This is a genomic window from Saccharopolyspora sp. CA-218241 (assembly GCF_050954615.1).
In the GTDB taxonomy this organism is placed as follows: domain Bacteria; phylum Actinomycetota; class Actinomycetes; order Mycobacteriales; family Pseudonocardiaceae; genus Saccharopolyspora; species Saccharopolyspora cebuensis.
In genome coordinates this window covers 1,979,188-2,002,503 of the sequence record NZ_CP191860.1, presented here as the reverse complement: position 1 = coordinate 2,002,503, position 23,316 = coordinate 1,979,188, and the positions used below count along the sequence as shown (strand labels likewise).

Below are 23,316 nucleotides of genomic sequence, written 5' to 3'. Positions count from 1 at the left end.
TCTGCCTGTTCCGGAGACGGCGGTGTGCGGCGCGTCCCGGCACGCCGGAAGCCCCGGCGGCGGTGGTCGGTGTACTAGGGTCGGCCCCCGTGGACGTCACCGTGACACCGCTGCCCGGACTCGGCACGCAGCAGGACTTCACCACCCGATCCGGCCACCGCATCGGCGTGATCACCTACCGGGACGGCCGGTTCGAGCTGATCGTCTCCGGCCACGAGGACCCGGACAAGGTCGCGGCGTCGGTGGCCCTGACCACCGAGGAGACCAGCGCGCTGGCCAACCTGCTCGGCGCCCCGCAGCTCGTCGCCCAGCTCACCGAGCAGCAGCGGGAGGTCGCCGGGATCACCACCTGGCAGCTCGGGGTCGCCCCGGGATCGCCCTACGACGGCCGCGAGCTCGGCGAGACCGAGATGCGCACCCGGACCTCGACGTCGATCGTCGCGGTGGTCCGGGGAGGCACCGCGCACCCGTCGCCCCGGCCGGACTTCCGCTTCGCCGCGGGCGACCTGGTCGTGGTGGTCGGCACCGCGGCCGGGCTGCGGGCGGCCGCCGAGATCCTCGAACGGGGCTGAGGCTCGACGCCCACCGCGCCCCGGTCACCGACGCCCCCGCAGCGCGGACACAACTCCATAGCAGCGAAGGGTAGGGAAACAGGTGCACGAGACGGCGATCTCCCTCATCGAGCTGGGGGCGGTGTTCTTCGGTCTCGGCGTCCTCGGCCGACTCGCCTGGCGGATCGGGGTCTCGCCGATCCCGCTGTACCTGCTGGGCGGTCTCGCCTTCGGCGAGGGCGGACTGCTGCCGCTGCACGGGATCGAACCCTTCACCCACCTCGCCTCCGAGATCGGCGTGGTGCTGCTGCTGCTCCTGCTCGGCCTGGAGTACTCCGCGGGCGAGCTGGTCACCGGGCTCCGGCGGTCCTGGCCCGCCGGGCTGATCGACATCGCGCTCAACGCCGCACCCGGCGCGGTGGTGGCGCTGCTGCTGGGCTGGGGCCCGGTCGGCGCCCTGTCGATGGCCGGGGTCACCTACATCTCATCGTCCGGGATCGTCGCGAAGGTGCTCGGCGACCTCGGTCGGCTCGGCAACCGGGAGACCCCGGTGGTGCTGTCCATCCTGGTCTTCGAGGACCTGGCGATGGCCGTCTACCTGCCGATCCTGACCGCGCTGCTGGCCGGGGTGAGCTTCCTCGGCGGGCTGACCGCGGTCGGGATCTCGCTGGTGGTCATCACCCTGGTGCTGGTCATCGCGCTGCGGTTCGGCAGGTACGTCTCGGCGCTGGTGGACTCGCCCGACCCGGAGGTGTTCCTGCTCCGGCTGCTCGGCGCGGCGCTGCTGGTGGCCGGGATCGCCTCGGAGCTGCAGGTCTCGGCCGCCGTCGGCGCGTTCCTGCTGGGCATCGCCATCTCCGGGTCGACGGCGGTGAACGCCACCCGGATGCTCGAACCGCTGCGCGACCTGTTCGCGGCGGTGTTCTTCGTGGTGTTCGGGCTCAACACCGACCCGGCCCGGATCCCGCCGGTGCTGCTGGTGGCCCTGGCGCTGGCCGCGATCACCACCGCGACCAAGGTGCTGACCGGCTGGGCCGCGGCGCGGATGCAGGGCATCGGCCGGATGGGGCGGGCCCGCGCGGGAGCGGCGCTGGTGGCGCGGGGCGAGTTCTCGATCGTCATCGCCGGGCTCGCGGTGACCTCGGGCGCGGTCACCGAGCAGCTCGCCGCGCTGGCCACCGCGTACGTGCTGCTGATGGCCATCCTCGGCCCGGTCGCCGCCCGCGTCGTGGAACCCGTCGCCCACCGCGCCCTCGCCGTCGTCGCGAAGCGCTGAGCCGCGCGAACCCAGCAGCCGGGACCGCGACTCCGAAGCGAATTAATTTCACTTCACCCTGAAACCATTAACCCGTTCGAGCGTTCTTGTGCTGAGTGAGGGGCACCCTTGTCCGAGATACTCGGGCAAGGGCGCCCCTCACTCAGGCCCCGAACGGGTGATCACATGTTGACGGCGCGGTAGAGGGAGCCGATCTCCTGCCGGTTCAGCGGGCGGATGGCGCCCTGGCGCTCGTTGGTCAGGCGCACCTCGCCCACGGCCGTGCGGACCAGCCGCTGCACCGGGTGCCCGACGTGCTTGAGCAGCCGCCGCACGATCCGGTTCCGGCCTTCGTGCAGCACGAGCTCGACCAGCGCCCGGTTCTGGTTCACGTCGACCAGCTTGAAGCGATCCACCTTCACCGGACCGTCCTCCAGCTCCACACCGCGGCGCAGCTGCTTGCCCAGGTCCTTCGGGATCGGCCCCAGCACTTCGGCCAGGTAGGTCTTGGGCACCTGGTACGACGGGCGCATCAGCCGGTTGGCCAGCTCGCCGTCGTTGGTGATCAGCAGCAACCCCTCCGTGTCGACGTCCAGCCGCCCCACGTGGAACAGCTTGCCCTGCCGCTCCCGCAGGTAGTCGCCGATGCACGGGCGGTCCTGGTCGTCGGACATGGTGCACAGGATGCCCTTGGGCTTGTTCAGCAGCAGGTGCGTCAGCTCGTCGTTGACCATCACCCGCATCCCGTCCACGTGGATCACCGCCGACGCGGGGTCCACCCGGGAGCCGAGCTCGGTGACGACTTCGCCGTCGACCTCGATCCGGCCCTCGACGATCATCTGCTCGGCCGCGCGACGGGAAGCCACGCCGGCCTGGGAGAGCACCTTCTGCAACCGCACCCCCTCATCTTCGGAGGAGGCCGGGGAATGCTTGGACGTCATCAATCGAATCCACTTCTCGGTGAGCAAGCTCGAACGCCACGCGCGGGAGCCCGCCGCCGACCGGCTCCGGATCATTCCTCCCGCCGGCCGCGGGGCGTCCCCGCTGGCTGCCTCCGACCAGTGTCCCACGCGCGCACCGGTGACCTCCGGCGTCCTTTCCGAACGCCCCGCGGCGGGCTCGGCTCCGGAGCCACCGGACGCCGACCGGCACCCGCCGCGGGGGCCTCGGCGGCCTTCGCGCGCAGGCGGGTGGCTCAGACGTCGTCGATCGAGTCGACCTCGGGCAGCAGCGGCGCCAGCGGCGGCAGGTCCTTGAGCGAGGACAGCCCGAGCCGCTCCAGGAACAGCTCCGTCGTGCAGTACAGGTGCCCGCCGGTCTCCGCGTCGGCACCCGCCTCCTCGATGAGCCCGCGCCCGACCAGCGTGCGGATCACGCCGTCGACGTTGACGCCGCGCACCGCCGCGACCCGCGAGCGGGTCACCGGCTGCCGGTAGGCGATCACCGCGAGGGTCTCCAGCGCGGCGCGGGTCAGCTTGGTGCGCTGGCCGTCGAGCAGGTAGCGCTCCACGTACGGCGCGTACTTCTCCCGCGTGTAGAAGCGCCAGCCGTCCCCGGCGCGGCGCAGGTCGATGCCGCGCTCGGCGACGGCGTAGGCGTCGGAGAGCCGGTGCAGCGCCTGGCGGACCCGCGCGACCGGCTGCCCCAGGGTGTCGGCCAGCAGCTCCTCGCCCGCGGGCACGTCCACCACCAGCAGCAGCGCCTCCAGCGCGGCGTCCAGCGCGTCGTCGGTGTCCAGGTCCGGAACGGCCGAGACCTCGGCCTCGGGCGGCGCGTCGGCCTCCGGGGTCGCCGCCACTTCGGCCGGGTCCGACGCCGGCGCGTCGACCGCCGGGTAACCGCCGGGATCGGTGTCGCTCACCCGTACTCCTCCTCGTCCTGCCTGGCCCGCTGCGCATCGGCCTCGGCCTGCGCCTGCTCGACGGACCCGCCGACCCAGTGCACGACCAGCTCACCGAGCGGGTCCTCCTGGTCGAAGCGCAGCACCTGCTCCCGGTAGAGCTCCAGCAGTGCCAGGAACCGGGCCACGATCTCCACCGCGTGCCCGCAGTCGGCGACCAGCTCGGTGAACGTCGCCACGCCCCGCTCGGCCAGCCGCACCCGCAGCAGCGCGGCGTGCTCGCGCACCGACACCTGGTGCTGGTGCAGGTGCTCCAGCGACACCGCCGGCGGCGGCTTCGGCCGGAACACCGCGGCGGCCACCTCGGCGAATCGCTCCGGGCCGACGCCGATCACGACTTCGGGCAGCAGGCTCTCGAAGCGCTCCTCCAGCGACACGGCGCGCGGGTAGCGGCGCAGCGCACCGGCCTCCAGCTCGCCGAAGAGGGCCGCGACCTGCTTGTAGGCGCGGTACTGCAGCAGCCGGGCGAACAGCAGGTCGCGCGCCTCCAGCAGCGCCAGGTCCTCCTCGTCCTCCACGTCCGCGGCGGGCAGCAGCCGGGCCGCCTTGAGGTCCAGCAGCGTCGCGGCGACCACCAGGAACTCGGTGATCTCGTTGAGGTCCCAGTGCTCGCCCAGCGTCCTGGTGTAGGCGATGAACTCGTCGGTGACCTGGTGCAGCGCCACTTCCGTGACGTCGAGCTGGTGCTGCGAGATGAGCTGGAGCAGCAGGTCGAAGGGGCCTTCGAAGTTGTCCAGCCGCACCGTGAAGCCATCCTGCTGCACCGGCTCGGAGGCCTGCCCCGCGAGGTCGGTCCCGGTCACCCGGCTGATTCCTCCCCCAGCCGCTGGACCAGGACCGAATCGGCGCCGCGCCGGTCCAGATCGGCGAGCACCACGGCGACGGCCTCGCGCACCACCCGACCGCGGTCGACCGCGATGCCGTGCTCGGCGCGCAGCGCCAAGCGGGCCTGCTCCAGCGCCAGCAGCTCGTCGTCGGACAGGTACACGGTGATCTTCGCGTCGTGCTTGCGCCGACCCGACCCGGTGCGCGCCGGCCCCGGCGGCACCTCCTCGATCCGGGCCGGGCGAGCGGCCGTGGTGCGGAACAGCTCGGCGGCACCGGGCAGCGGAGCCCTCCGGGTCACCCCGCCTCCCCCGCGCTCGTCACGACTCCACCCGCTGCGCGTCCCGGGCCACCCGGGCACGGTCCCACGCCGCTCACCGGGCGATCACCTCGCGGGCCAGGGCGCGGTAGGCCTGCGCACCCGCCGAGCGCGGCGCCCACCGGGTGATCGGCTCCCCGGCGACCGTGGTCTCCGGGAACCGGACGGTGCGGTTGATCACGGCGTCGAAGACGGTCTCGCCGAACGCCTCCACCACCCGCGCCATCACCTCCCGGGAGTGCAGCGTGCGCGGATCGAACATGGTCGCCAGGATGCCGCTGATCTCCAGCGAGGGGTTCAGCCGCTCCTGGACCTTCTCGATCGTGTCGATGAGCAGCGCGACCCCGCGCAGGCTGAAGAACTCGCACTCCAGCGGGATGATCACGCCGTCGGCGGCGGCCAGCGCGTTGACCGTCAGCAACCCCAGCGAGGGCTGGCAGTCGACCAGCACGTAGTCGTACTCGCCCATCACCGGGTGCAGCACCCGGCGCAGCGTCTGCTCGCGGCCGACCTCGGCGACGAGCTGCACCTCGGCGGCCGACAGGTCGATGTTGCTGGGCAGCAGGTCCATGCCCGCCATCGTGGTCGGCCGCACCACGTCCTGGATGCTCACCGACCGCTCCATGATGACGTTGTAGATCGTCTGCTCGAGCTGGTGCGGTTGGACGCCCAGCCCCACCGACAGCGCGCCCTGCGGGTCGAAGTCCACCAGCAGCACGCGGCGGCCGTACTCGGCCAGCGCGGCGCCGAGGTTGATCGTCGACGTGGTCTTCCCGACGCCGCCCTTCTGGTTGCACATCGCCAGCACCGACGCGGGACCGTGCCGGTCCAGCAGCGGGGGTTCGGGAATGCGCCGACGTGGCCGACCAGTGGGACCGATGCCACCGGAGGAACCCGGCGTGAGGTCCACCTCCTCCGGGGGCCCGGCTGCTTCCGGGGCGATGCTCAGGTCGACCGCGCCCCGGTTCCGCCCATCGGCGGAGGGCTGCGGTACCGACATGGCGATCTGACTCCTTCTCTGCCGGTGGCGATCAAAAGCAGCCTAAGCGGCATTCACGACCAGCGGCAACGTGCCCCGCCGAGGTGTCGGAAATGCGGTTGAGGTGCTGTGATCAGCTTTACCCCCATTCCCGCCGCCCCGCCATTCCGGCGATCACCCCGTCGCGTGGGCCCGGGGGTGCGCCGTCGCGTAGACCTCGCGGAGCGTGTTCGCGGTGATCAGGGTGTAGACCTGGGTCGTGGTGACCGAGGCGTGGCCGAGCAGTTCCTGCACCACGCGGACGTCCGCCCCGCCTTCGATCAGGTGCGTGGCGAAGCTGTGCCGCAGCACGTGCGGTGAGACGTCGTGGCCGATCCCGGCCCGCGCGGCCGCCGCCTTCAACGCCTGCCAGGCGCTCTGCCGGGACAACCGGGAACCCCTGCGGTTGAGGAACAGCGCCGACGAGCCCCGGCCCGCCGCCACCAGCCCGGGCCGCGCCCGCACCAGGTAGGCCTGCACCGCATCCAGCGCGGGCCGCCCCACCGGGACCAACCGCTGCCGGCCGCCCTTGCCGTCGAGCAGCACCGTGCGGTCGGTGTCGTCGAGGTCGTCGAGGTCGAGCCCGATCGCCTCGGAGATCCGCGCGCCCGAGGAGTAGAGCAGCTCCAGCAACGCGCGATCGCGCAGTCCGCGCGGATCGTCGGCACTGCCGGTGTGCTCCAGCAGGCGGGCGACGTCGTCGACCGGCAGCGCCTTGGGCAGCCGGCGCGGCGGGGCGGGCGGCGAGAACTCCCGGGCGACGTCGACCTCCACCAAGCCCTCGGCGAGCGCGAAGCGGTGCAGCCCGCGCGCGGCCACCAGCGTCCGGGCCGCCGAGGAAGCGGCCAGCGGCGGTCGCTCCGCGGACCCGTCGCGCAGCTCGGCGAGGAAGTCGGTGAGGTGCCCGGGCCGGACCTGGGCCAGCTCGCCGACGCCCCGGCGCACCAGGAACTCCCCGTAGCGCCGCAGGTCGCGGGTGTAGGAGTCGAGCGTGCTGCGGGCGGCGCCGCGCTCCACCGCGAGGTGGTCGAGGTATCCGGCCAGCGCGTCGCGCACCCCGTCCGGGACACCCTCGAATGCGTTCACCCGGCTCTCCTCGGTTGCCGAACGTACTACTGTGGTGGATGTGACGCATGGGGGCTCCGGGGAGATCCGGATCGGGGACAACGAGCGCCAGTCGACCATCCAGCTGCTGGGTGAACACTACGCGCAGGGTCGGCTGGACCTGGAGGAGTACGAGCAGCGGGTCTCCACCGCCTCGTACGCCCGGACCACGGCCGAGCTCGCCGGGCTGTTCGCCGACCTGCCCGCGCCGCACCCGCCGTTCCTGGCACCGACGCCGGGGTTCGCCCCACCGCCCCCGCCGCCGACCGGTTTCGGGCCGGCCCCGCCGCCGGGCTACGACTTCGGCCTGTCGGACAAGACGAAGGTCGCCGCCGGGCTGCTGCAGATCTTCCTGCCGTTCGGCATCGGCCGGTTCTACACCGGGCACACCAACGTCGCCGTCATCCAGCTCCTGCTGTTCTGGCTCGGCATCCTGCCGTGCGGGCTGGGCACCCTGGCCGCGGTCATCTGGTGCCTGATCGACGGGATCGTCCTGCTGAGCACCGAGAGCACCGACTCCGACGGGCGCAGGCTCCGCTGACCGGTCAGCCGCGGGCCCGGAATCTGCTCGGCCGGTCGGTCCACGGCGCGTCGGCCGGACGTCCCCGCGCCTGGCCGGTGCGGACCGCCTGCGCCGCGAGCAGACCGCCCACCGCCGGGCCGTTGACGATCTCCCCGGCCAGCACCATCGCCACCGCCTCGGCCAGCGGGAACCGCCGGACGACCAGGTCGGCCTCCTCGTCGCCGACCGCGTCCGGCAGCGCCACGTCGGACAGCCCGGTGGCCAGGAAGACCCGCACGCTCTCGTCGCTGAACCCCGGCGAGGTGTCGACGTCGACGAGCAGTTCCCAGTGCTCGGCGGCCACCCCGGCCTCCTCGGCCAGCTCGCGCTGCGCGGTCCGCAGCGGTGGCTCGGCCTCGACGTCGAGCAAGCCCGCGGGCAGTTCCCACAGCCGTCGCCCGAACGGGTAGCGGTACTGGTGGACGAGCACCACCCGGTCCGCGTCGTCCACCGCGACGACGGCGACCGCGCCGTAGTGCTCCACCACCTCGCGGCGGGCCTGGCCACCGCCGGGCATCGCGACCTCGTCCGCGCGCAGCGCGAGGATCTTGCCGACGTAGACGTCGGTGCTGCTGACCGTGCTGAACTCGTGCGCACCGCCGGTGCGGGCGACCGGGCCGGAGCCGGGGTGATCGGTGGGGGTCACCGGATCACCCTACGACCCGCACCGATCACACGCTCGCGGCCGGTTCCTCCGCGTTCTCCGGCAGCTCCACCGGCAACCGGCCCTGCGCCTGGTAGTCCAGGGCCGCCTTGACGAACGCCGCGAACAGCGGGTGCGGCCGGGTCGGGCGGCTCTTGAGCTCCGGGTGCGCCTGGGTGCCGACGAAGAACGGGTGCTGCTCCTCGGGCAGCTCCACGAACTCCACCAGCCGCCCGTCCGGCGAAGTCCCGGAGAAGACCATCCCCGCCTTGCCCAGCTTGTCCCGGTAGCTGTTGTTGACCTCGTAGCGGTGCCGGTGCCGCTCGGCGATCTCGGTCTCCTCGTAGGCCTTGGCCACCACCGAACCGGACTTGAGCAGCGCCGGGTAGGAACCCAGCCGCATCGTCCCGCCCATGTCGCGGTCCCCGGCGAGCACGTCGCGCTGATCGGCCATCGTGCTGATCACCGGGTGCTTGCAGGGCTCCTCGAACTCCGTGGAGTTGGCCCGTTCCAGCCCGGCCAGCGACCGCGCCGTCTCGATCACCATGCACTGCAGGCCCAGGCACAGGCCCAGCGCCGGGATGCGGTTGGTGCGGGCGTAGCGGATCGCGCCCAGCTTGCCCTCGATGCCGCGGACCCCGAACCCGCCCGGGATCAGCACACCGTCCATCCCGGACAGCGCCTGCGCCGCACCGGCGTCGGTCTCGCACGTGTCGGAGGGCACCCAGGCGATCTCCACCTTCGCGCGGTGGGCGAAGCCACCGGCGCGCAGCGCCTCGGTGACCGACAGGTAGGCGTCGGGCAGGTCGACGTACTTGCCGACGAGCGCGATCCGCACCTTCTCCGCCGGGTTGTGGACGCGGTCCAGCAGATCGCCCCACACCGACCAGTCGACGTCGCGGAACGGCAGGCCCAGCCGCCGCACCAGGAAGGCGTCGAGGCCCTCGCGGTGCAGCACCTTCGGGATGTCGTAGATCGACGGGGCGTCCGGGCAGGCCACCACGCCGTCGGACTCGACGTCGCACATCAGCGCGATCTTGCGCTTGAGATCCTCCGGGAGGTCCCGGTCGGCCCGGCAGACCAGCGCGTCGGGCTGGATGCCGATGTTGCGCAGCGCCGCCACCGAGTGCTGGGTGGGCTTGGTCTTGAGCTCGCCGGAGGGGGCCAGGTACGGCACCAGGGAGACGTGCAGGAAGAAGCAGTTGTCCCGACCGACGTCGTGGCGCACCTGGCGGCAGGCCTCCAGGAACGGCAGCGACTCGATGTCACCGACGGTGCCCCCCACCTCGGTGATCACCACGTCGGGCGTGCGACCGTCCTCGTCCGGCTCGGCCATCGCGCGGATGCGGCTCTGGATCTGGTCGGTGATGTGCGGGATGACCTGCACCGTGTCGCCGAGGTACTCGCCGCGCCGTTCCTTGGCGATCACCGACGAGTACACCTGGCCGGTGGTGACGTTGGCGTTGCGGGTCAGGTCGCGGTCGAGGAACCGCTCGTAGTGCCCGATGTCCAGGTCGGTCTCGGCACCGTCCTCGGTGACGAAGACCTCGCCGTGCTGGAACGGGTTCATCGTTCCCGGGTCGACGTTCAGATATGGATCGAGCTTCTGCATCGTCACCCGCAGACCGCGGGAAGTGAGCAGTTCACCCAGGCTGGATGCCGTGAGCCCCTTGCCCAAGGAGGAGGCGACGCCTCCCGTAACGAACACATGCTTGATCGTGCGTGCGTGCGGCACCAACAAAAGCTCCCCGTGGTCAAGCCGTCGCCGGGCTGGAAGTTTGCGCTGGCAGGACGGCTGATCCGTCGCTCCCACGGGATTCCAGCCTAACGCACATCCCAGCACCCGCCCACCAGGCCCCGCTCCGGCCGCCCCGGCTCACGCCCCAGCGGACGCGGCCGTCACGTTCGTCACAGCCGCCCCGGCACCGGCGGACCGACCGCGGCCGCCCGGGACGTGCGCGGGCTGGGGCGTCAGCCCCGTTCGTCGGGCACCGGCCCCTGGGCGTTGGCGGCGACCCCGTAGTGCCCGGCCCGGCCGTCGCGCTGCTCCCGCAGCGCCAGCACCACCGCGACCCGGCCGGCCGCCGCGTCGAGGTTGTCGACGGTCGAGACCACCGAGGAGATCGAGGGATCGGCCCGGGCGGCGCCCACCGGGACCGAAGTGCCCGCGACCGCGCCCGCCCCGGCGAGCACCGCCCCACCACCGGCGGCGTCGAGCTGGGTGGTGAACCGGGCCAGCGTGATCGCGCGGTCCTCGGCATCGTCGGCGCCGGGACGGCCACCGGTGAGCACCACGGCCTGCTGGGCGGGCCGGAGGTCGGCTGAGGCGGTGAGGAAACCACCGGTGGCCAGGCCGGCGAACGCCGCGGCCCGCTCCTCGCCGGAGGTGCGCGGTCGTCCGTCGGCCGGGTCCACCAGCGCCAGCGGCGCGACCAGGGCACCGGCCAGCGTGCCCGGATCGGCGGCGGTGGGCAGCTGCGCCCCGGCGGGCAGCAGCTCGGTGACCACCCGCCGGAGCTGGTCGACGCGGCTCGGGTCGGTGATGCCGCCGGTGAGCTCCAGCGCGCCGGTGACCTCGGCACCCGCGGCGCCGAGCAGTTCCCGGACCTGCTCGCGCTGCTCCGGACCGACGTCGGGGGTGCTGATCAGCACGACGCTGCCGCCGTCGAGCAGCCCGGACACCGCGCGCGGACCGACCGCCGCGCTGAACCCGTCGGCGTCGGCGAGGCGGGCCTGCAGCACCGCGCGCTCGGCGCGCAGCTCGTCGACCTGCTCCCGCAACGAGCCCGCGTCCCCGGCCACCGCCGTGAGCAAGCGTTCGCTGACCGAGGTGGAACCGAGCACCACGCCCAGCGCCAGCGCCAGGAAGACCGCCGTGATCGACACGACGTGCCCGCGCATCGAGATCACCCGAACAACCCCCTCAGGTAGGTCCACGTCGAACCGCCCGCGTCACCGAGCACCAGCAGCATCCCGTCGGCCACCCCGGTCACCACCAGCGCGAGCACCGCCACCAGCAGCACCGCCAGGACCAGCGCGAGCACCGAGGCGGTGGAGATCCGGGCCCGCTGCAGCGCGACCACCGCGGCCCCGTCGAGGACCTTGCTGCCCAGCCGCAGCCGGGTCAGGAACGTCGACGGGTTGGACCCCAGCCGCCCCCGGTCCAGGAACTCGTGCAGGGTGGCCTGGAACCCGACGGTGACCACGAGTTCGGCGCCGTGGGCGTCGGCCAGCAGCAGCGCCAGGTCCTCGGGGTTGCCGGAGGCGGGGAAGGTCACCGCGCCGACCCCGAGGTCCTGGATCCGCTCCAGCCCCGGGGCGTGGCCGTCCAGGTGCGCCGGGACGACCACCTCGGCACCGCAGCGCAGCGCTTCGGCGCTGATCGCGCCCGGGTCGCCGACGATGAGGTCCGGGCGGAACCCGGCGGCGCGCAGCGTCTCCGCACCGCCCTCAACGCCGACCAGCACCGGCCGGTACTCGCGCAGGTAGCGCCGGAGCCGCTTGAGGTCGTCGGCGTGCCCGTAGCCCGGTGCGACGACCACCACGTGCCGGCCCACCACCGAGACGTCCACCTCGGGCACGCCGACGCCGTCCAGGATCAGCGTCCGCTCCCGGCGCAGGAACTCGATGGTGTTGGCCGAGAAGGCCTCCAGCTGGGTGGACATCCCGGCCTTGGCCTCGATCAGCAGGTCCGCCACCGAGTCGGGGGTCTGCTCGGTGCCGCGCGCGATCTCGCGGTCGCCGGCGAACACCGCACCCTCGTGCACCCGGACCCGGGTGCCGTCCTTGAGCCGGTGCAGCACCCCGGTGCCGACGCCGTCGACGAGAACGACCCCGGCAGCCAGCAGCACCTCCGGGCCGAGGTTCGGGTAGCGACCGGAGATCGACGGGGCCGCGTTGACCACCGCGACCACGTCGGCGGCGACCAGCGCCTCGGCGGTGCGCCGGTCCAGGTCGGCGTGGTCGATGATCAGGACGTCACCCGGCCGGGCCCGCCGCAGCAGGTCGTCCGACCTGCGCTCGACCCGGGCGGGTCCGGACACCCCGGGCAGGTCCACCTGCAGCCGGGGGAGCAGACCGCTGAGCTTCATGCGGCGATGGTGACAAACCGAACACCGCAGCCCGGTCCGCCACGCCGTAACCGATCGGCCAGATCGCCGGTAGACCCTTCAACCGTTCGGCCTAACCGTTACGGGTGGCGGATCGGCCTTTCGGCCATCGTCCCCGCTCGGCCTTGTGCTCGGCGGCGGTGTTCAGCAGCTCCTCGGCGTGGGCGCGGCCGGTCTCGGTGGACTCCAGCCCGGCGAGCATCCGGGCCAGCTCCACGACCCGCCGGTCGTCGTCGACGACCCGGACGTCGCTGCGGGTGAGCCCGCCGTCGGCCGAGCTCTTGTCCACCACCAGGTGCCGGTCGGCGTAGGCGGCGACCTGCGGCAGGTGGGTCACCACGACGACCTGGTGGGTGCGCGCCAACCGGGCCAGCCTGCGGCCGATCTCCACTGCCGCCCGGCCACCGACCCCGGCGTCCACCTCGTCGAAGACCAGCGTGGGCACCGTGTCCGCGTCGGCGAGCACCACCTCCAGGGCCAGCATCACCCGGGACAGCTCACCGCCGGAGGCGCCCTTGTGGATCGGCAGCGACGGGGCCCCGGAGTGCGCGACCAGGTGCAGCTCGACCTCGTCGACGCCCTCGGTCCCGGCGTGCACGGTCGCGCCGTCCAGCGGCAGCGCGCAGGAGTCCTCGTGGTCGGTCTCCCGCAGCCGCACCACCACCTCCAGCCGGGCCTGCTGCATCGCCAGCCCGGCCAGCTCGGCGGTCACCGCCTCGGCGAGCCGCCCGGCGGCCTCGGCGCGGGCCGCCGAGACCACGCGCGCGTGCTCGGCCAGTTCGACGGCCAGCTCGTCGCGCCGGGCGGCCAGCGCCGCGATCGCCTCCTCCGAGGTGTCCATCCCGGACAACCGGCCGCGGGCGTCCTCGGCCCACGCCAGCACCCCGTCGACGTCCGCGGCGTACTTCCTGGTGAGCTGCTTGAGCTCGGCCTGCCGGGCGAGCACCTGCTCCAGCCGGGCCGGATCGGCGTCCAGCCGGTCCAGGTACGCGGCGAGCTCGCCGCCGACGTCGGCCAGCACCGCCGCCGCCTCGGCCACCCGGGGTTCGAGTTCGCGCAGCACCGGGTCCTCCGCCCCGGCGAGCCGACGCCGCGCCTCACCGACCAGGCCGATCGCGCCGGGCGCGTCCGGATCCCCGTCCACCGCGCCGGACAGCGCCAGCTGCGCTCCGGTGGCGAGCTCGCGGAGCTGGTCGACGTCGGCGAGCCTGCGGGCCTCGTCGACCAGCGCGGCGTCCTCGCCCGCTTCGGGGTTCACCGCTTCGATCTCGGAGAGCCCGTGGCGCAGCAGATCCGCCTCCCGGGCCAGTTCGCGGGACCGCTCGGTGCGTTCCGCCAGCTCCCGGACGGCCGCCACCCACTCGGCCCGGACCCGCTGGTACTCCGCGAGCGGGTGCAGCACCGGCGAACCGGCGAACCGGTCCAGCACGGCGCGCTGCTCGCCGGAGCGCGTCAACCGGAGCTGGTCGTTCTGGCCGTGCACCGCGAGCACCTGGTCGGCGAGCTCGGCGAGCACCGCGTTGGGCACCGAGCGACCGCCGAGGTGGGCGCGGGACCGGCCGTCGGCGGTCATCGTGCGCAGCGCGAGCAGGCTGCCGTCGTCGTCGGGCTGGGCACCGGCACCGGTGGCGACCTTCGCCGCCGGGGAATCCGGGGTCGTCTCGAACCGACCCTCCACCACCGCGCGCTGCGCGCCCGTCCGCACCCGCGACGCGTCCGCGCGTCCCCCGCTGAGCAGGTGCAGGCCGGTGACCACCATCGTCTTGCCCGCGCCGGTCTCGCCGGTGACCACGGTCAACCCCGTGTGCAGTTCGAGCGTTGCGTCGTCGATGACGCCCAGTCCCTGGATCCGCATCTCCGCCAACACATCACGCACCCTAGTCCCCCGGGATCGCGACCGGGGGCCCGCCAGTGCGATCAGCGCGCTGTGCCCGAGCGGCGCGATCAGTCGACGACCGGGCCGCGCCATCCGTGCACGGGCAGCTCGAACTTGCGCACCAGCCGATCGGTGAAAGCGGTGTCGTGCAGCCTGACCAGGCGCAGCGGACTACCGCCCGCGACCACCTCGACCCGCGCTCCCGGCGGCAGGTCGACGTGCCGCTGGCCGTCGCAGGACAGCACCGCGTCGGGCCCGTTCTGGTCGAGCTCCAGGGCGACCTGCGAGCGGCGGGACACCACCAGCGGCCGGGCGAACAGCGCGTGCGCGTTGCTCGGCACCACCAGCAGCGCCTCCACCTCCGGCCACACCACCGGCCCGCCCGCCGAGAACGCGTAGGCGGTGGAGCCGGTCGGCGTCGAGCACAGCACCCCGTCGCAGCCGTAGGTCGAGACCGGGTGGCCGTCGACCTCGACCACCACGTCCAGGATGCGCTCCCGCAGGGTCTTCTCCAGGCTGGCTTCGTTGAGCGCCCAGGTCTGCGCCAGCAGTGCGCCGTCCAGGGTGGCGGTGACCTCCAGGGTCATCCGCTCCTCGACGTGGTAGCGGCCCTCGACGACCGCGTTGATCGCCTCGTCGAGGTCGTCGGAATCGGCCCCGGCCAGGAACCCGACGCGCCCCAGGTTGACGCCGAACACCGGCACCCCGGTGGGCCGCGCCAGTTCGGCGGCGCGCAGCAGCGTGCCGTCGCCGCCCAGCACCAGGACCACCTCGGTGCCCTCGGCGGCACGTCCGCCCGGCGCCACCACCTGCGCGTAGCAGTCCGGGTCGAGCTCGGGCGCCTCCTCGGCGAGCACCCGGACCCGCATCCCCGCCTCGATCAGCCGGGTCGCCACGTGGTCGGCGGTGCGGAGGTTGTGCTGCCTGCCGGTGTGCACCACCAGCAGCACCTGCCGGGTCACCGGGCGCCGCCCTTCGCGCCCTTGACCGGGGTCTGCGGGCCGGACCGGACGGCCTCGGCGACCAGTTCCGCCGCGTCGACCGCACCCGGGCCCGAGCGCAGCCAGGCGAAGTACTCGACGTTGCCGGACGGTCCGGGCAGCGGGCTGGCCACCACGCCGCGCAGGCCGAAGCCGTGCTCGGCGCCGAAGCGCACCACGTCCAGCACCGCCTCCTCGCGCAGCGCCGGGTCGCGCACCACGCCACCGGAACCGAGCCGCTGCTTGCCGACCTCGAACTGCGGCTTGACCATCGGCACCACGTCCGCACCCGGCCCGGCGCAGCCGATCAACGCGGGCAGCACCAGCTTGAGCGAGATGAAGGAGAGATCGGCGACCACCAGGTCCACCGGGCCGCCGATGTTCTCGGCGGTCAGCGAGCGGACGTTGGTGCGGTCCCGCACCACGACCCGGTCGTCGGTGCGCAGCTTCCAGTCGAGCTGGCCGTACCCGACGTCGACGGCCACCACCGCGGCGGCCTCGCGGCGCAGCAGCACGTCGGTGAACCCGCCGTTGGACGCGCCCGCGTCCAGGCACCGCCGGCCCGCGACCGCCAGCCCGTCGGGCTCGAACGCCTCCAGCGCACCGACCAGCTTGTGCGCACCGCGCGACGCCCAGCCCGGGTCGTCGACGTCCTCGGCGACCACCACCGGCGCGTCGGTCGCCACCGCGGTCGCCGACTTGTGCGCGACCATCCCGCGCACGCTGACCCGGCCCGCCGCCACGAGTTCGGACGCGTGCTCGCGGGAGCGCGCCAACCCGCGCCGGACGAGCTCGGCGTCCAATCGCAACCTGCGCGGCACGTCAGCTCCTGTCGCCGCTGGTCGTCGACAGCAGGTGGTCGGCGTGGGAGAGCGCACCGGTCAGCGCCGAGTGCACCGCCTCGAACCGCTCGACGTGCTCGGCGACGGGCGCCTCGCGCACCGCGTCCAGTTCGGCCACGGCGGCCTCGACCGCCTCCACCGCCGCCTGGCCATCGTCGCTGCGCCGCGCCAGCACCGCCGGAGTCGGGTGTTCCGGAGAGGTCATGGTTCCTGCCTTCGATCGCGCCGCTGATCACCCACGGCGACCCGTCCACGCTATCCGACGCGAGCGGAACGGGTCAGCTCAGACCCAGCTCCACCAGCACCGCACCGGCCCGCGCGTCGGTGGCGCGGACCGGTATCGGCCCGCTGCCCGCAGCCCACCGCCGCGCGCACAACGCGCGCAGCGCCGACAGCGCGTCACCATCGCCGGACAGCTCCAGCGCACCGCCCTCGACCCGCGCGGCCCAGCCCGACGCGGCGGCGATCCGGGTCTCCGCGGCCGGCCGGTGCAGCGCGCTCAGATCGGCGGCGAGGTGGTCGGGCCGCAGGCCCTCCGGCGCGGCGAGCAGGTCGACCGCCTGGTGCACCCCGGTGAGCACCATCAGCGACGGCATCCCGGCGGTGACCGCGCCCGCGATGTCGGTGTCGAGCCGATCGCCCACCATCAGCGGCGATCGCGCCCCCGCCGAGGCCACCGCGGCGTCCAGCAACGGCCGTTCCGGCTTGCCAGCGACGAGCGGCTCCCGATCGGTGGCCGCCCGCAGCGCGGCGACCATCGCGCCGTTGCCCGGCAGCAGACCGCGCTCGGTGGGCAACGTCCGGTCCTCGTTGCAGGCGACCCACCGCGCACCGGCCCGGATCGCCAGGCACGCCTCGGCGAGGTCGGCCCAGCCCGTACCAGTGGAGTGGCCTTGCACCACCGCCACCGGTTCGTCGGCGGCCCGGCGCACCGGCGCGAGCCCGACGGCGGCCACCTCGTCGGCCAGCGACGCGGAGCCGACCACCAGCACCGCCGCCCCGGCGGGCAGTTCCGCGGCGAGCACCGAGGCACCGGCCTGGGCGCTGGTGCTCACCTCCTCCGGAGCCGCCGCCAAGCCCAGCCCGGTCAGGTGGTCGGCGACCGCGCGAGCCGGCTTGGACGCGTTGTTGGTGACGTAGCGGACCGGCACGGCGCGCTCGTGCACCGAGCGCACCGCTTCCAGCGCCCCGGCGACGAGCTCACCGCCCCGGTAGACGGTGCCGTCCAAGTCGAACAGCACCACGTCGTGATCGTCGAGCAGGGTGGAGCTCACCGGTCGCGCGCACTTCCCGGCTCGTCGGCACCGGCGCCCGACTCCGACCCGTCCTCGCCCGAGGAGCGCTCGGTCGCGTCCTCGTCGGAGGGCTCGGCATCGGCCCCGGCCCGCTCCGCCTCGTCCGCGCGGTGCTCCTCGGCGTCGGCCGCGGACGTCTCGGACCCGGTCGGACCGGACCCGGACGCGCCGGACTCGGACGGGCCGGACTCGGACGCGCCGGACCCGGTCGGGCCGGACCCGGTCGGGCCGGACCCGGTCGGGCCGGACCCGGTCGGGCCGGACTCGGACGGGCCGGAGTCCTCGTCGTCCTCCTCGAACTCGATGCCGAGCGCGGCTTCGGCCTCGGTCACGAGCTCCTCGGCCGCCTCGGGCCCGCCGAGCTTCTCGACCAGCTCGTCGAGGCGCGCGGGGGCGTCGGTCTCGCCCTCGTCGTCGGCGTGCGCCGCGTGGACGAACCAGGTGAACGCCTCCTGGATCCGGTCGGCGGCCAGCAGGTTGTCGGCGTAGGCGTAGAACAGCCGGGCGCTCCACGGATCCTCGCGCTGCGGATCGAGCTCCGGGAGCTGCAGCCCGACCACCGCGGCGTCGATCTCACCGAGATCGCGCCGGGCGCCGGCCATCACGATGCGCAGCTCCACCGTTTCCTCGCGGTCGAGCTCGGTGGCCTCCTGGCTGCGGCCGATCTCCAGCGCGCGCTCCGGTCGACCCATCGCGCGCTCGCAATCGGCCATGATCGCCATGTTGCCCGGACCACCCGTGAGCCGCCGAGCCGTGCGCAGCTCGCTCAGCGCCTCGTTCCACTCACCGGCGAGGTAGGCGGCGAGCCCGTTGGCCTCCCGCACCGGTGCGATCCGCGAGGCCTTCTGCCGCGCGTAGCGGGTGTGCTCCAGCGCGCGCTGCGGGTCCTCGTCGATGAGCTGGCCGGAGGCGACCAGGTGCAGCGCCACGTTGTCCGCCAGACCGCGCGGCAAGGTGCGCAGCTCGCGCCGGACCTCGTCGTCCAGATCGGCGACCTGGACGCCCTCCGGGAGCTGCGGCTCCTTCGGCTTGGCCTGGGTGGACTCGGCCTTGGCCGCGTTGCGCTCCTCGCGCTGCGGACGCGGTCCCCGGTCGTCCCGGTCGCGGCGCGGCCCCCGGTCGTCCCGACGGGGCTTGCGATCGTCTCCGCGCGGGCCGCGGTCGTCCCGGCGCGGTCCCCGGTCATCCCGCCGGGGCCCGCGGTCGGCCCGGTCATCGCGACGCGGACCGCGATCGTCGCGGTCGCGACGCGGTCCCCGGTCGTCCCGACGCGGACCTCGGTCGTCGTCGCGGCGCGGTCCGCGTTCGTCCCGGCGGTCTCGGAAATCCCGGTCCCGCGGGCCGCGGTCGTCCCGCCGGTCCCGACGACCGTCCCGGTCATCGCGCGGACGACCCGTGAAGTCCCGACCCCGGCGGTCCTCGCCGCGGCGGTCGCCACCCCGGTCGTCGCGGCGGAAGTCGCCGCCCCGGCCCCGGTCGTCGCGACGGCGGTCGTCGTCCCGCCCGCGCCGGTCGTCCCGGCGGTCGAAACCACGGCCACCGCGATCGTCCCGGCGATCGTCGCGCCGGAAATCGCCACGTCCCCGGTCATCATCGCGACGTCGGTCGAAACCGCCCCGATCGTCGCGGCGCCCGGAATCGCGCCCCCGGCGGTCGTCGCGGCGGAAGTCCCCGCGCCCGCGGTCGTCGTCACGGCGGAACCCGCCGCCTCGGTTGTCCTGCCCGCGCCGGTCATCGCGGCGGAAGTCGTTCCCCCGGCCCCGGTCGTCGCGACGGCGGTCGTCGTCCCGCCCGCGCCGGTCGTCCCGGCGGTCGAAACCACGGCCGCCACGATCGTCGCGCCGGTCGAAACCACGGCCACCGCGGTCATCCCGGCGATCGTCGCGCCGGAAATCGCCACGTCCCCGGTCATCGTCGCGACGCCGGTCGCCGAAACCGCGCCCCCGGTCGTCGCGGTGATCGAACCGGCGGGACCGGTCGTCGCCGCGGAACCGGTCTCGGCCCGAGTCGCGGCGGTCGCCGCCCCGGTTGTCCCTGTTGTCGCGCGAACCACCAGGGCGCCGGTCACCGCCGAAGCGGTCGTCCCTGCCCCGGCCATCGGACCGACGACGCGGGTCACCACCGCGTCCGCGGTCGTACCCGCCTCCGCCTTGGCCGCGGTGTCCAGCACCGCTGCGGCCGGTACCGGCCCCGCGGCGGAAATCGCCACGATCGTCGTTGGAACCGGACACCGGACCTCCTGGAACGCCTGGAAAAACTGAGCACCACCAGCGTAAACCCACTGGCGTTGTGAGCTGCGCCGGGCACCGCGCCACGATGATCAACGGTGCCGGGACAGAACATGATGAAGGAACAAAAAAGGGCGGGGGCCGGTCGATTTCTGCCCTTACCGGACAAAATCGACCAGCCCCCGCCCTGTTGGTAATGTGTCGGCGGTGTCTTACTCTCCCACACCCTCACGAGTGCAGTACCATCAGCGCTAAGGAGCTTAGCTACCGGGTTCGGAATGGGACCGGGCGTACCCTCCCCGCCATCGCCACCGACAACCCACACCCCCCACACACAGTGGGGGAAACCCATGAGCAGCCGCCAACCAGCGGACACACAAAACAATCCAGTTATCAACAACCCACCACACACAGTGAGCCAACACGTCCTGGGTTGTTGTCCCAGAACCATACAGTGGGTGCAAACATCTCGTGAACAAGCCCTCGGCCTATTAGTACCCGTCCACTCCATCCGTTACCGAACTTCCATGCCGAGCCTATCAACCCAGTCATCTCCTGGGAGCCTTAACCCCACAAAGGGGGCAGGAGACCTCATCTAGGAACAGGCTTCCCGCTTAGATGCTTTCAGCGGTTATCCCTCCCGAACATAGCCAACCAGCCATGCACCTGGCGGTACAACTGGCACACCAGAGGTTCGTCCATCCCGGTCCTCTCGTACTAGGGACAGCCTTCCGCAAGTCTCCAACGCGCGCGGCGGATAGGGACCGAACTGTCTCACGACGTTCTAAACCCAGCTCGCGTGCCGCTTTAATGGGCGAACAGCCCAACCCTTGGGACCAACTCCAGCCCCAGGATGCGACGAGCCGACATCGAGGTGCCAAACCATGCCGTCGATATGGACTCTTGGGCAAGATCAGCCTGTTATCCCCGGGGTACCTTTTATCCGTTGAGCGACACCGCTTCCACCAGCCAGTGCCGGATCACTAGTCCCTGCTTTCGCACCTGCTCGACCCGTCAGTCTCACAGTCAAGCTCCCTTATACACTTACACTCAACACCTGATTGCCAACCAGGCTGAGGGAACCTTTGGGCGCCTCCGTTACCCTTTAGGAGGCAACCGCCCCAGTTAAACTACCCACCAGGCACTGTCCCTGAACCCGATCAGGGCCCGAAGTTAGATGCCCAGAACGACCAGAGTGGTATTTCACCAACGACTCCACACCCACTAGCGTGAATGCTTCCCAGTCTCCCACCTATCCTACACAAGCCGAACCAAACACCAATACCAAGCTATAGTAAAGGTCCCGGGGTCTTTCCGTCCTGCCGCGCGAAACGAGCATCTTTACTCGTACTGCAATTTCACCGGGCCTGTGGTCGAGACAGCGGAGAAGTCGTTACGCCATTCGTGCAGGTCGGAACTTACCCGACAAGGAATTTCGCTACCTTAGGATGGTTATAGTTACCACCGCCGTTTACTGGCGCTTAAATTCTCCGCTACACCCCAAAGGGGTTCACGGGTCCTCTTAACGTTCCAGCACCGGGCAGGCGTCAGTCCGTATACCTCGCCTTACAGCTTCGCACGGACCTGTGTTTTTAGTAAACAGTCGCTTCTCCCTGGCCTCTGCGACCACCACCAGCTCCCCCAGCACGTGGGTTCACCAGCAATGGCCCCCTTCTCCCAAAGTTACGGGGGCAATTTGCCGAATTCCTTAACCACAGTTCACCCGACCGCCTCGGTATTCTCTACCTGACCACCTGTGTCGGTTTCGGGTACGGGCCATGCACACACTCGCTAGAGGCTTTTCTCGGCAGCACGGGATCACTCACTTCACCACCACGGCTACGCATCACCCCTCACCCCCATGGTGTGCGGATTTCCCTACACACCGGGCTACAGGCTTACACCAGTACAACCACTCACTGGCAGAGCTACCCCCTGCGTCACCCCATCGCTTGACTACTCCGGCATCAGGCCCCATGCCAACCACGACACAAACCCGAAGGTCCACGCCGCGTCGGGATGGTTAGTCTCAACCGTTCCATCACGGACGCGTGCACACGGGTACGGGAATATCAACCCGTTCTCCATCGACTACGCCTGTCGGCCTCGCCTTAGGCCCCGACTCACCCTGGGCGGACGAACCTTCCCCAGGAACCCTTAGTCATCCGGCGGCAGAGATTCTCACTCTGCACTCGCTACTCATGCCTGCATTCTCACTCCCGCACACTCCACACCACGATCACTCGGGCGCTTCACCGCATACAGGACGCTCCCCTACCCAACAACACCCCACAGGGCATCGCCGGCATGGCTTCGGCGGTGCGCTTCAGCCCCGCTACATTATCGGCGCAGGACCACTTGACCAGTGAGCTATTACGCACTCTTTCAAGGATGGCTGCTTCTAAGCCAACCTCCTGGTTGTCTCAGCGATCCCACATCCTTTTCCACTAAGCGCACACTTAGGGGCCTTAGCCGATGCTCTGGGCTGTTTCCCTCTCGACGACGAAGCTTCTCCCCCGCCGTCTCACTGCCGCGCTCCAACCCGGGCGTATTCGGAGTTTGGCTGACCTCAGTAACCCGCGAAGGCCCATCAGCCAACCAGTAGCTCTACCCCACCCGAGCACCACACGACGCTGCACCTAAATGCATTTCGGGGAGAACCAGCTATCACGAAGTTTGATTGGCCTTTCACCCCTACCCACAACTCATCCCCCAGGTTTTCAACCCTGGTGGGTTCGGGCCTCCACACGGTCTTACCCGCGCTTCACCCTGGCCATGGGTAGATCACTCCGCTTCGGGTCTGCACCACGCGACTCCACGCCCTCTTCAGACTCGCTTTCGCTCCGGCTACCCCCCAACGGGTTAACCTCGCCACGCAGCAGCAACTCGCAGGCTCATTCTTCAAAAGGCACGCCATCACCCACCACAAGGACAGGCTCTGACGGATTGCAGGCACACGGTTTCAGGAACTCTTTCACTCCCCTCCCGGGGTACTTTTCACCATTCCCTCACGGTACTATCCACTATCGGTCACCAGGAAGTATTTAGGCTTAGCGAGTGGTCCCGCCAGATTCACAGCACCCTCCACGGAAACGCTGCTACTCGGGAACACCACCACACACCCAGCATGCATTTTCGCCTACGGGACTCTCACCCACTCCGGCCAGGCATCCCAACCTGTTCAACTAACACACACCGACGGTGCTGAAGGGCAGACAGACCCCTCCAACAGTGCCCCACAACCCCGCACACGCAACCCCTGTCCGGTCTCCCACGCGCACGGTTTAGCCTCCTCCGCTTTCGCTCGCCACTACTCACGGAATCACCAGTGTTTTCTCTTCCTGCGGGTACTAAGATGTTTCACTTCCCCGCGTTCCCCCAACACCCTATACATTCAGATGCTGGTAACCCGGCATCACCCGGGCTGGGTTACCCCATTCGGACACCCTCGGATCACAGCTCGGTTGACAACTCCCCGAGGACTCTCGCGGCCTCCCACGTCCTTCATCGGCCCCTGGTACCAAGGCATCCACCATGTGCCCTACATTACTTGGCCACAAAGATGCTCGCACCCACTATACAGTTCTCAAACAACAACCCAAGACAACACACCCACACAGAGCGTGCCCTCTCAGACACCCAACAGCGAACCATTCTTGATCACACCAGTGCTGTTCCACAATCCCTCAAGCACCCCACGGCAGGAACACACACGGTCCCTCCACCACAGGCCACTCCACCACCCCCACCACAGCACCACCAACAAAGGGCGACCACTGCACAGGGCTTCGGCGGGTGTTTTCGTGCTC

20 protein-coding genes and 2 rRNA genes are annotated in these 23,316 nt (G+C 71.4%); 4 read left to right on the top strand and 18 right to left on the bottom strand.

Annotated elements, in window-relative coordinates; genetic code table 11:
* Positions 1 to 89: 89 nt before the first annotated feature.
* Together ACQP0T_RS09755 and ACQP0T_RS09750 are read left to right on the top strand one after the other, a co-directional pair.
* Positions 90 to 572 (top strand): cation:proton antiporter regulatory subunit, encoded by a 483-nt coding sequence (locus ACQP0T_RS09755; RefSeq protein ID WP_433872350.1) that lies wholly within the window; start codon positions 90 to 92, stop codon positions 570 to 572.
* 82 nt (positions 573 to 654) lie between these two features.
* The gene (locus ACQP0T_RS09750) at positions 655 to 1,827 is read left to right on the top strand and encodes a cation:proton antiporter (RefSeq protein ID WP_345363078.1); all 1,173 of its coding nucleotides are present in this window, start codon (positions 655 to 657) and stop codon (positions 1,825 to 1,827) included.
* Positions 1,828 to 1,988: 161 nt separating this feature from the next.
* Here ACQP0T_RS09750 and ACQP0T_RS09745 read toward each other — a convergent pair whose 3' ends face one another.
* The 6 genes from ACQP0T_RS09745 to xerD form a co-directional block, all read right to left on the bottom strand.
* Positions 1,989 to 2,747, bottom strand: coding sequence for a pseudouridine synthase (locus tag ACQP0T_RS09745; RefSeq protein WP_433872349.1), 759 nt, complete (start codon positions 2,745 to 2,747; stop codon positions 1,989 to 1,991).
* Positions 2,748 to 3,001: 254 nt separating this feature from the next.
* Entirely contained in the window at positions 3,002 to 3,667 is a 666-nt protein-coding gene (scpB, locus tag ACQP0T_RS09740) for an SMC-Scp complex subunit ScpB (protein ID WP_369774743.1), read from the bottom strand.
* Positions 3,664 to 4,509, bottom strand: a complete 846-nt coding sequence (locus ACQP0T_RS09735; RefSeq protein WP_433872348.1) for a segregation and condensation protein A — start codon at positions 4,507 to 4,509, stop codon at positions 3,664 to 3,666. Before ACQP0T_RS09735 ends, scpB begins: the two co-directional genes overlap by 4 nt.
* On the bottom strand, positions 4,506 to 4,832 hold the full coding sequence (locus ACQP0T_RS09730; protein WP_433872347.1) for a hypothetical protein: 327 nt from the start codon (positions 4,830 to 4,832) through the stop codon (positions 4,506 to 4,508). Before ACQP0T_RS09730 ends, ACQP0T_RS09735 begins: the two co-directional genes overlap by 4 nt.
* 73 nt (positions 4,833 to 4,905) lie before the next feature.
* Positions 4,906 to 5,850, bottom strand: coding sequence for a ParA family protein (locus tag ACQP0T_RS09725; RefSeq protein ID WP_433872346.1), 945 nt, complete (start codon positions 5,848 to 5,850; stop codon positions 4,906 to 4,908).
* A gap of 153 nt (positions 5,851 to 6,003) precedes the next feature.
* Positions 6,004 to 6,954, bottom strand: coding sequence for a site-specific tyrosine recombinase XerD (gene xerD / locus ACQP0T_RS09720; RefSeq protein ID WP_433872344.1), 951 nt, complete (start codon positions 6,952 to 6,954; stop codon positions 6,004 to 6,006).
* Between the two features lie 40 nt (positions 6,955 to 6,994).
* Here xerD and ACQP0T_RS09715 point away from each other — a divergent pair, with 40 nt between their 5' ends.
* Positions 6,995 to 7,513: a DUF1707 domain-containing protein gene (locus ACQP0T_RS09715; protein WP_433872342.1), complete on the top strand. Its 519-nt coding sequence runs from the start codon at positions 6,995 to 6,997 to the stop codon at positions 7,511 to 7,513.
* Between the two features lie 4 nt (positions 7,514 to 7,517).
* On the opposite strand, the gene ACQP0T_RS09710 is transcribed toward ACQP0T_RS09715, so the two are convergent.
* The 10 genes from ACQP0T_RS09710 to ACQP0T_RS09665 form a co-directional block, all read right to left on the bottom strand.
* A complete protein-coding gene (locus ACQP0T_RS09710) occupies positions 7,518 to 8,180 on the bottom strand; it encodes an NUDIX domain-containing protein (protein ID WP_433872341.1) in 663 nt (220 codons plus the stop codon).
* A gap of 25 nt (positions 8,181 to 8,205) precedes the next feature.
* Entirely contained in the window at positions 8,206 to 9,912 is a 1,707-nt protein-coding gene (locus ACQP0T_RS09705; protein ID WP_433872340.1) for a CTP synthase, read from the bottom strand.
* A 236-nt stretch (positions 9,913 to 10,148) separates the two neighbouring features.
* On the bottom strand, positions 10,149 to 11,087 hold the full coding sequence (locus tag ACQP0T_RS09700) for a copper transporter (RefSeq protein WP_433872338.1): 939 nt from the start codon (positions 11,085 to 11,087) through the stop codon (positions 10,149 to 10,151).
* Positions 11,084 to 12,268, bottom strand: coding sequence for a putative cytokinetic ring protein SteA (gene steA / locus ACQP0T_RS09695; RefSeq protein ID WP_433872336.1), 1,185 nt, complete (start codon positions 12,266 to 12,268; stop codon positions 11,084 to 11,086). The genes ACQP0T_RS09700 and steA overlap by 4 nt, the downstream gene beginning before the upstream one ends.
* 91 nt (positions 12,269 to 12,359) lie before the next feature.
* Entirely contained in the window at positions 12,360 to 14,141 is a 1,782-nt protein-coding gene (gene recN, locus ACQP0T_RS09690; RefSeq protein ID WP_433872334.1) for a DNA repair protein RecN, read from the bottom strand.
* 89 nt (positions 14,142 to 14,230) lie between these two features.
* Positions 14,231 to 15,124, bottom strand: a complete 894-nt coding sequence (locus ACQP0T_RS09685; protein WP_345363053.1) for an NAD kinase — start codon at positions 15,122 to 15,124, stop codon at positions 14,231 to 14,233.
* The gene (locus ACQP0T_RS09680; protein WP_433872332.1) at positions 15,121 to 15,963 is read right to left on the bottom strand and encodes a TlyA family RNA methyltransferase; all 843 of its coding nucleotides are present in this window, start codon (positions 15,961 to 15,963) and stop codon (positions 15,121 to 15,123) included. The genes ACQP0T_RS09685 and ACQP0T_RS09680 overlap by 4 nt, the downstream gene beginning before the upstream one ends.
* A gap of 1 nt (position 15,964) precedes the next feature.
* Positions 15,965 to 16,189 (bottom strand): hypothetical protein, encoded by a 225-nt coding sequence (locus tag ACQP0T_RS09675; protein ID WP_433872330.1) that lies wholly within the window; start codon positions 16,187 to 16,189, stop codon positions 15,965 to 15,967.
* Between the two features lie 73 nt (positions 16,190 to 16,262).
* A complete protein-coding gene (locus tag ACQP0T_RS09670; protein ID WP_433872328.1) occupies positions 16,263 to 17,258 on the bottom strand; it encodes an HAD-IIA family hydrolase in 996 nt (331 codons plus the stop codon).
* On the bottom strand, positions 17,255 to 18,232 hold the full coding sequence (locus tag ACQP0T_RS09665) for a hypothetical protein (RefSeq protein WP_433872326.1): 978 nt from the start codon (positions 18,230 to 18,232) through the stop codon (positions 17,255 to 17,257). The genes ACQP0T_RS09670 and ACQP0T_RS09665 overlap by 4 nt, the downstream gene beginning before the upstream one ends.
* Between ACQP0T_RS09665 and ACQP0T_RS09660 the strand changes: the two genes are divergently transcribed.
* Positions 18,197 to 19,540: a hypothetical protein gene (locus ACQP0T_RS09660; RefSeq protein WP_433872324.1), complete on the top strand. Its 1,344-nt coding sequence runs from the start codon at positions 18,197 to 18,199 to the stop codon at positions 19,538 to 19,540. The genes ACQP0T_RS09665 and ACQP0T_RS09660 overlap by 36 nt on opposite strands.
* A gap of 166 nt (positions 19,541 to 19,706) precedes the next feature.
* On the opposite strand, the gene rrf is transcribed toward ACQP0T_RS09660, so the two are convergent.
* Positions 19,707 to 19,823: ribosomal RNA gene (gene rrf / locus ACQP0T_RS09655) — 5S ribosomal RNA — on the bottom strand.
* A 155-nt stretch (positions 19,824 to 19,978) separates the two neighbouring features.
* Positions 19,979 to 23,063: ribosomal RNA gene (locus ACQP0T_RS09650) — 23S ribosomal RNA — on the bottom strand.
* Positions 23,064 to 23,316: the final 253 nt, after the last annotated feature.

What these genes read in the sequence shown, in the direction of transcription:
- ACQP0T_RS09745 (WP_433872349.1), bottom strand. Translation starts at nt 2,747, where the DNA reads ATGACGTCCAAGCATTCCCCGGCCTCCTCCGAAGATGAGGGGGTGCGG.
- ACQP0T_RS09725 (WP_433872346.1), bottom strand. Translation starts at nt 5,850, where the DNA reads ATGTCGGTACCGCAGCCCTCCGCCGATGGGCGGAACCGGGGCGCGGTC.
- steA (WP_433872336.1), bottom strand. Translation starts at nt 12,268, where the DNA reads ATGAAGCTCAGCGGTCTGCTCCCCCGGCTGCAGGTGGACCTGCCCGGG.
- recN (WP_433872334.1), bottom strand. Translation starts at nt 14,141, where the DNA reads ATGCGGATCCAGGGACTGGGCGTCATCGACGACGCAACGCTCGAACTG.
- ACQP0T_RS09675 (WP_433872330.1), bottom strand. Translation starts at nt 16,189, where the DNA reads ATGACCTCTCCGGAACACCCGACTCCGGCGGTGCTGGCGCGGCGCAGC.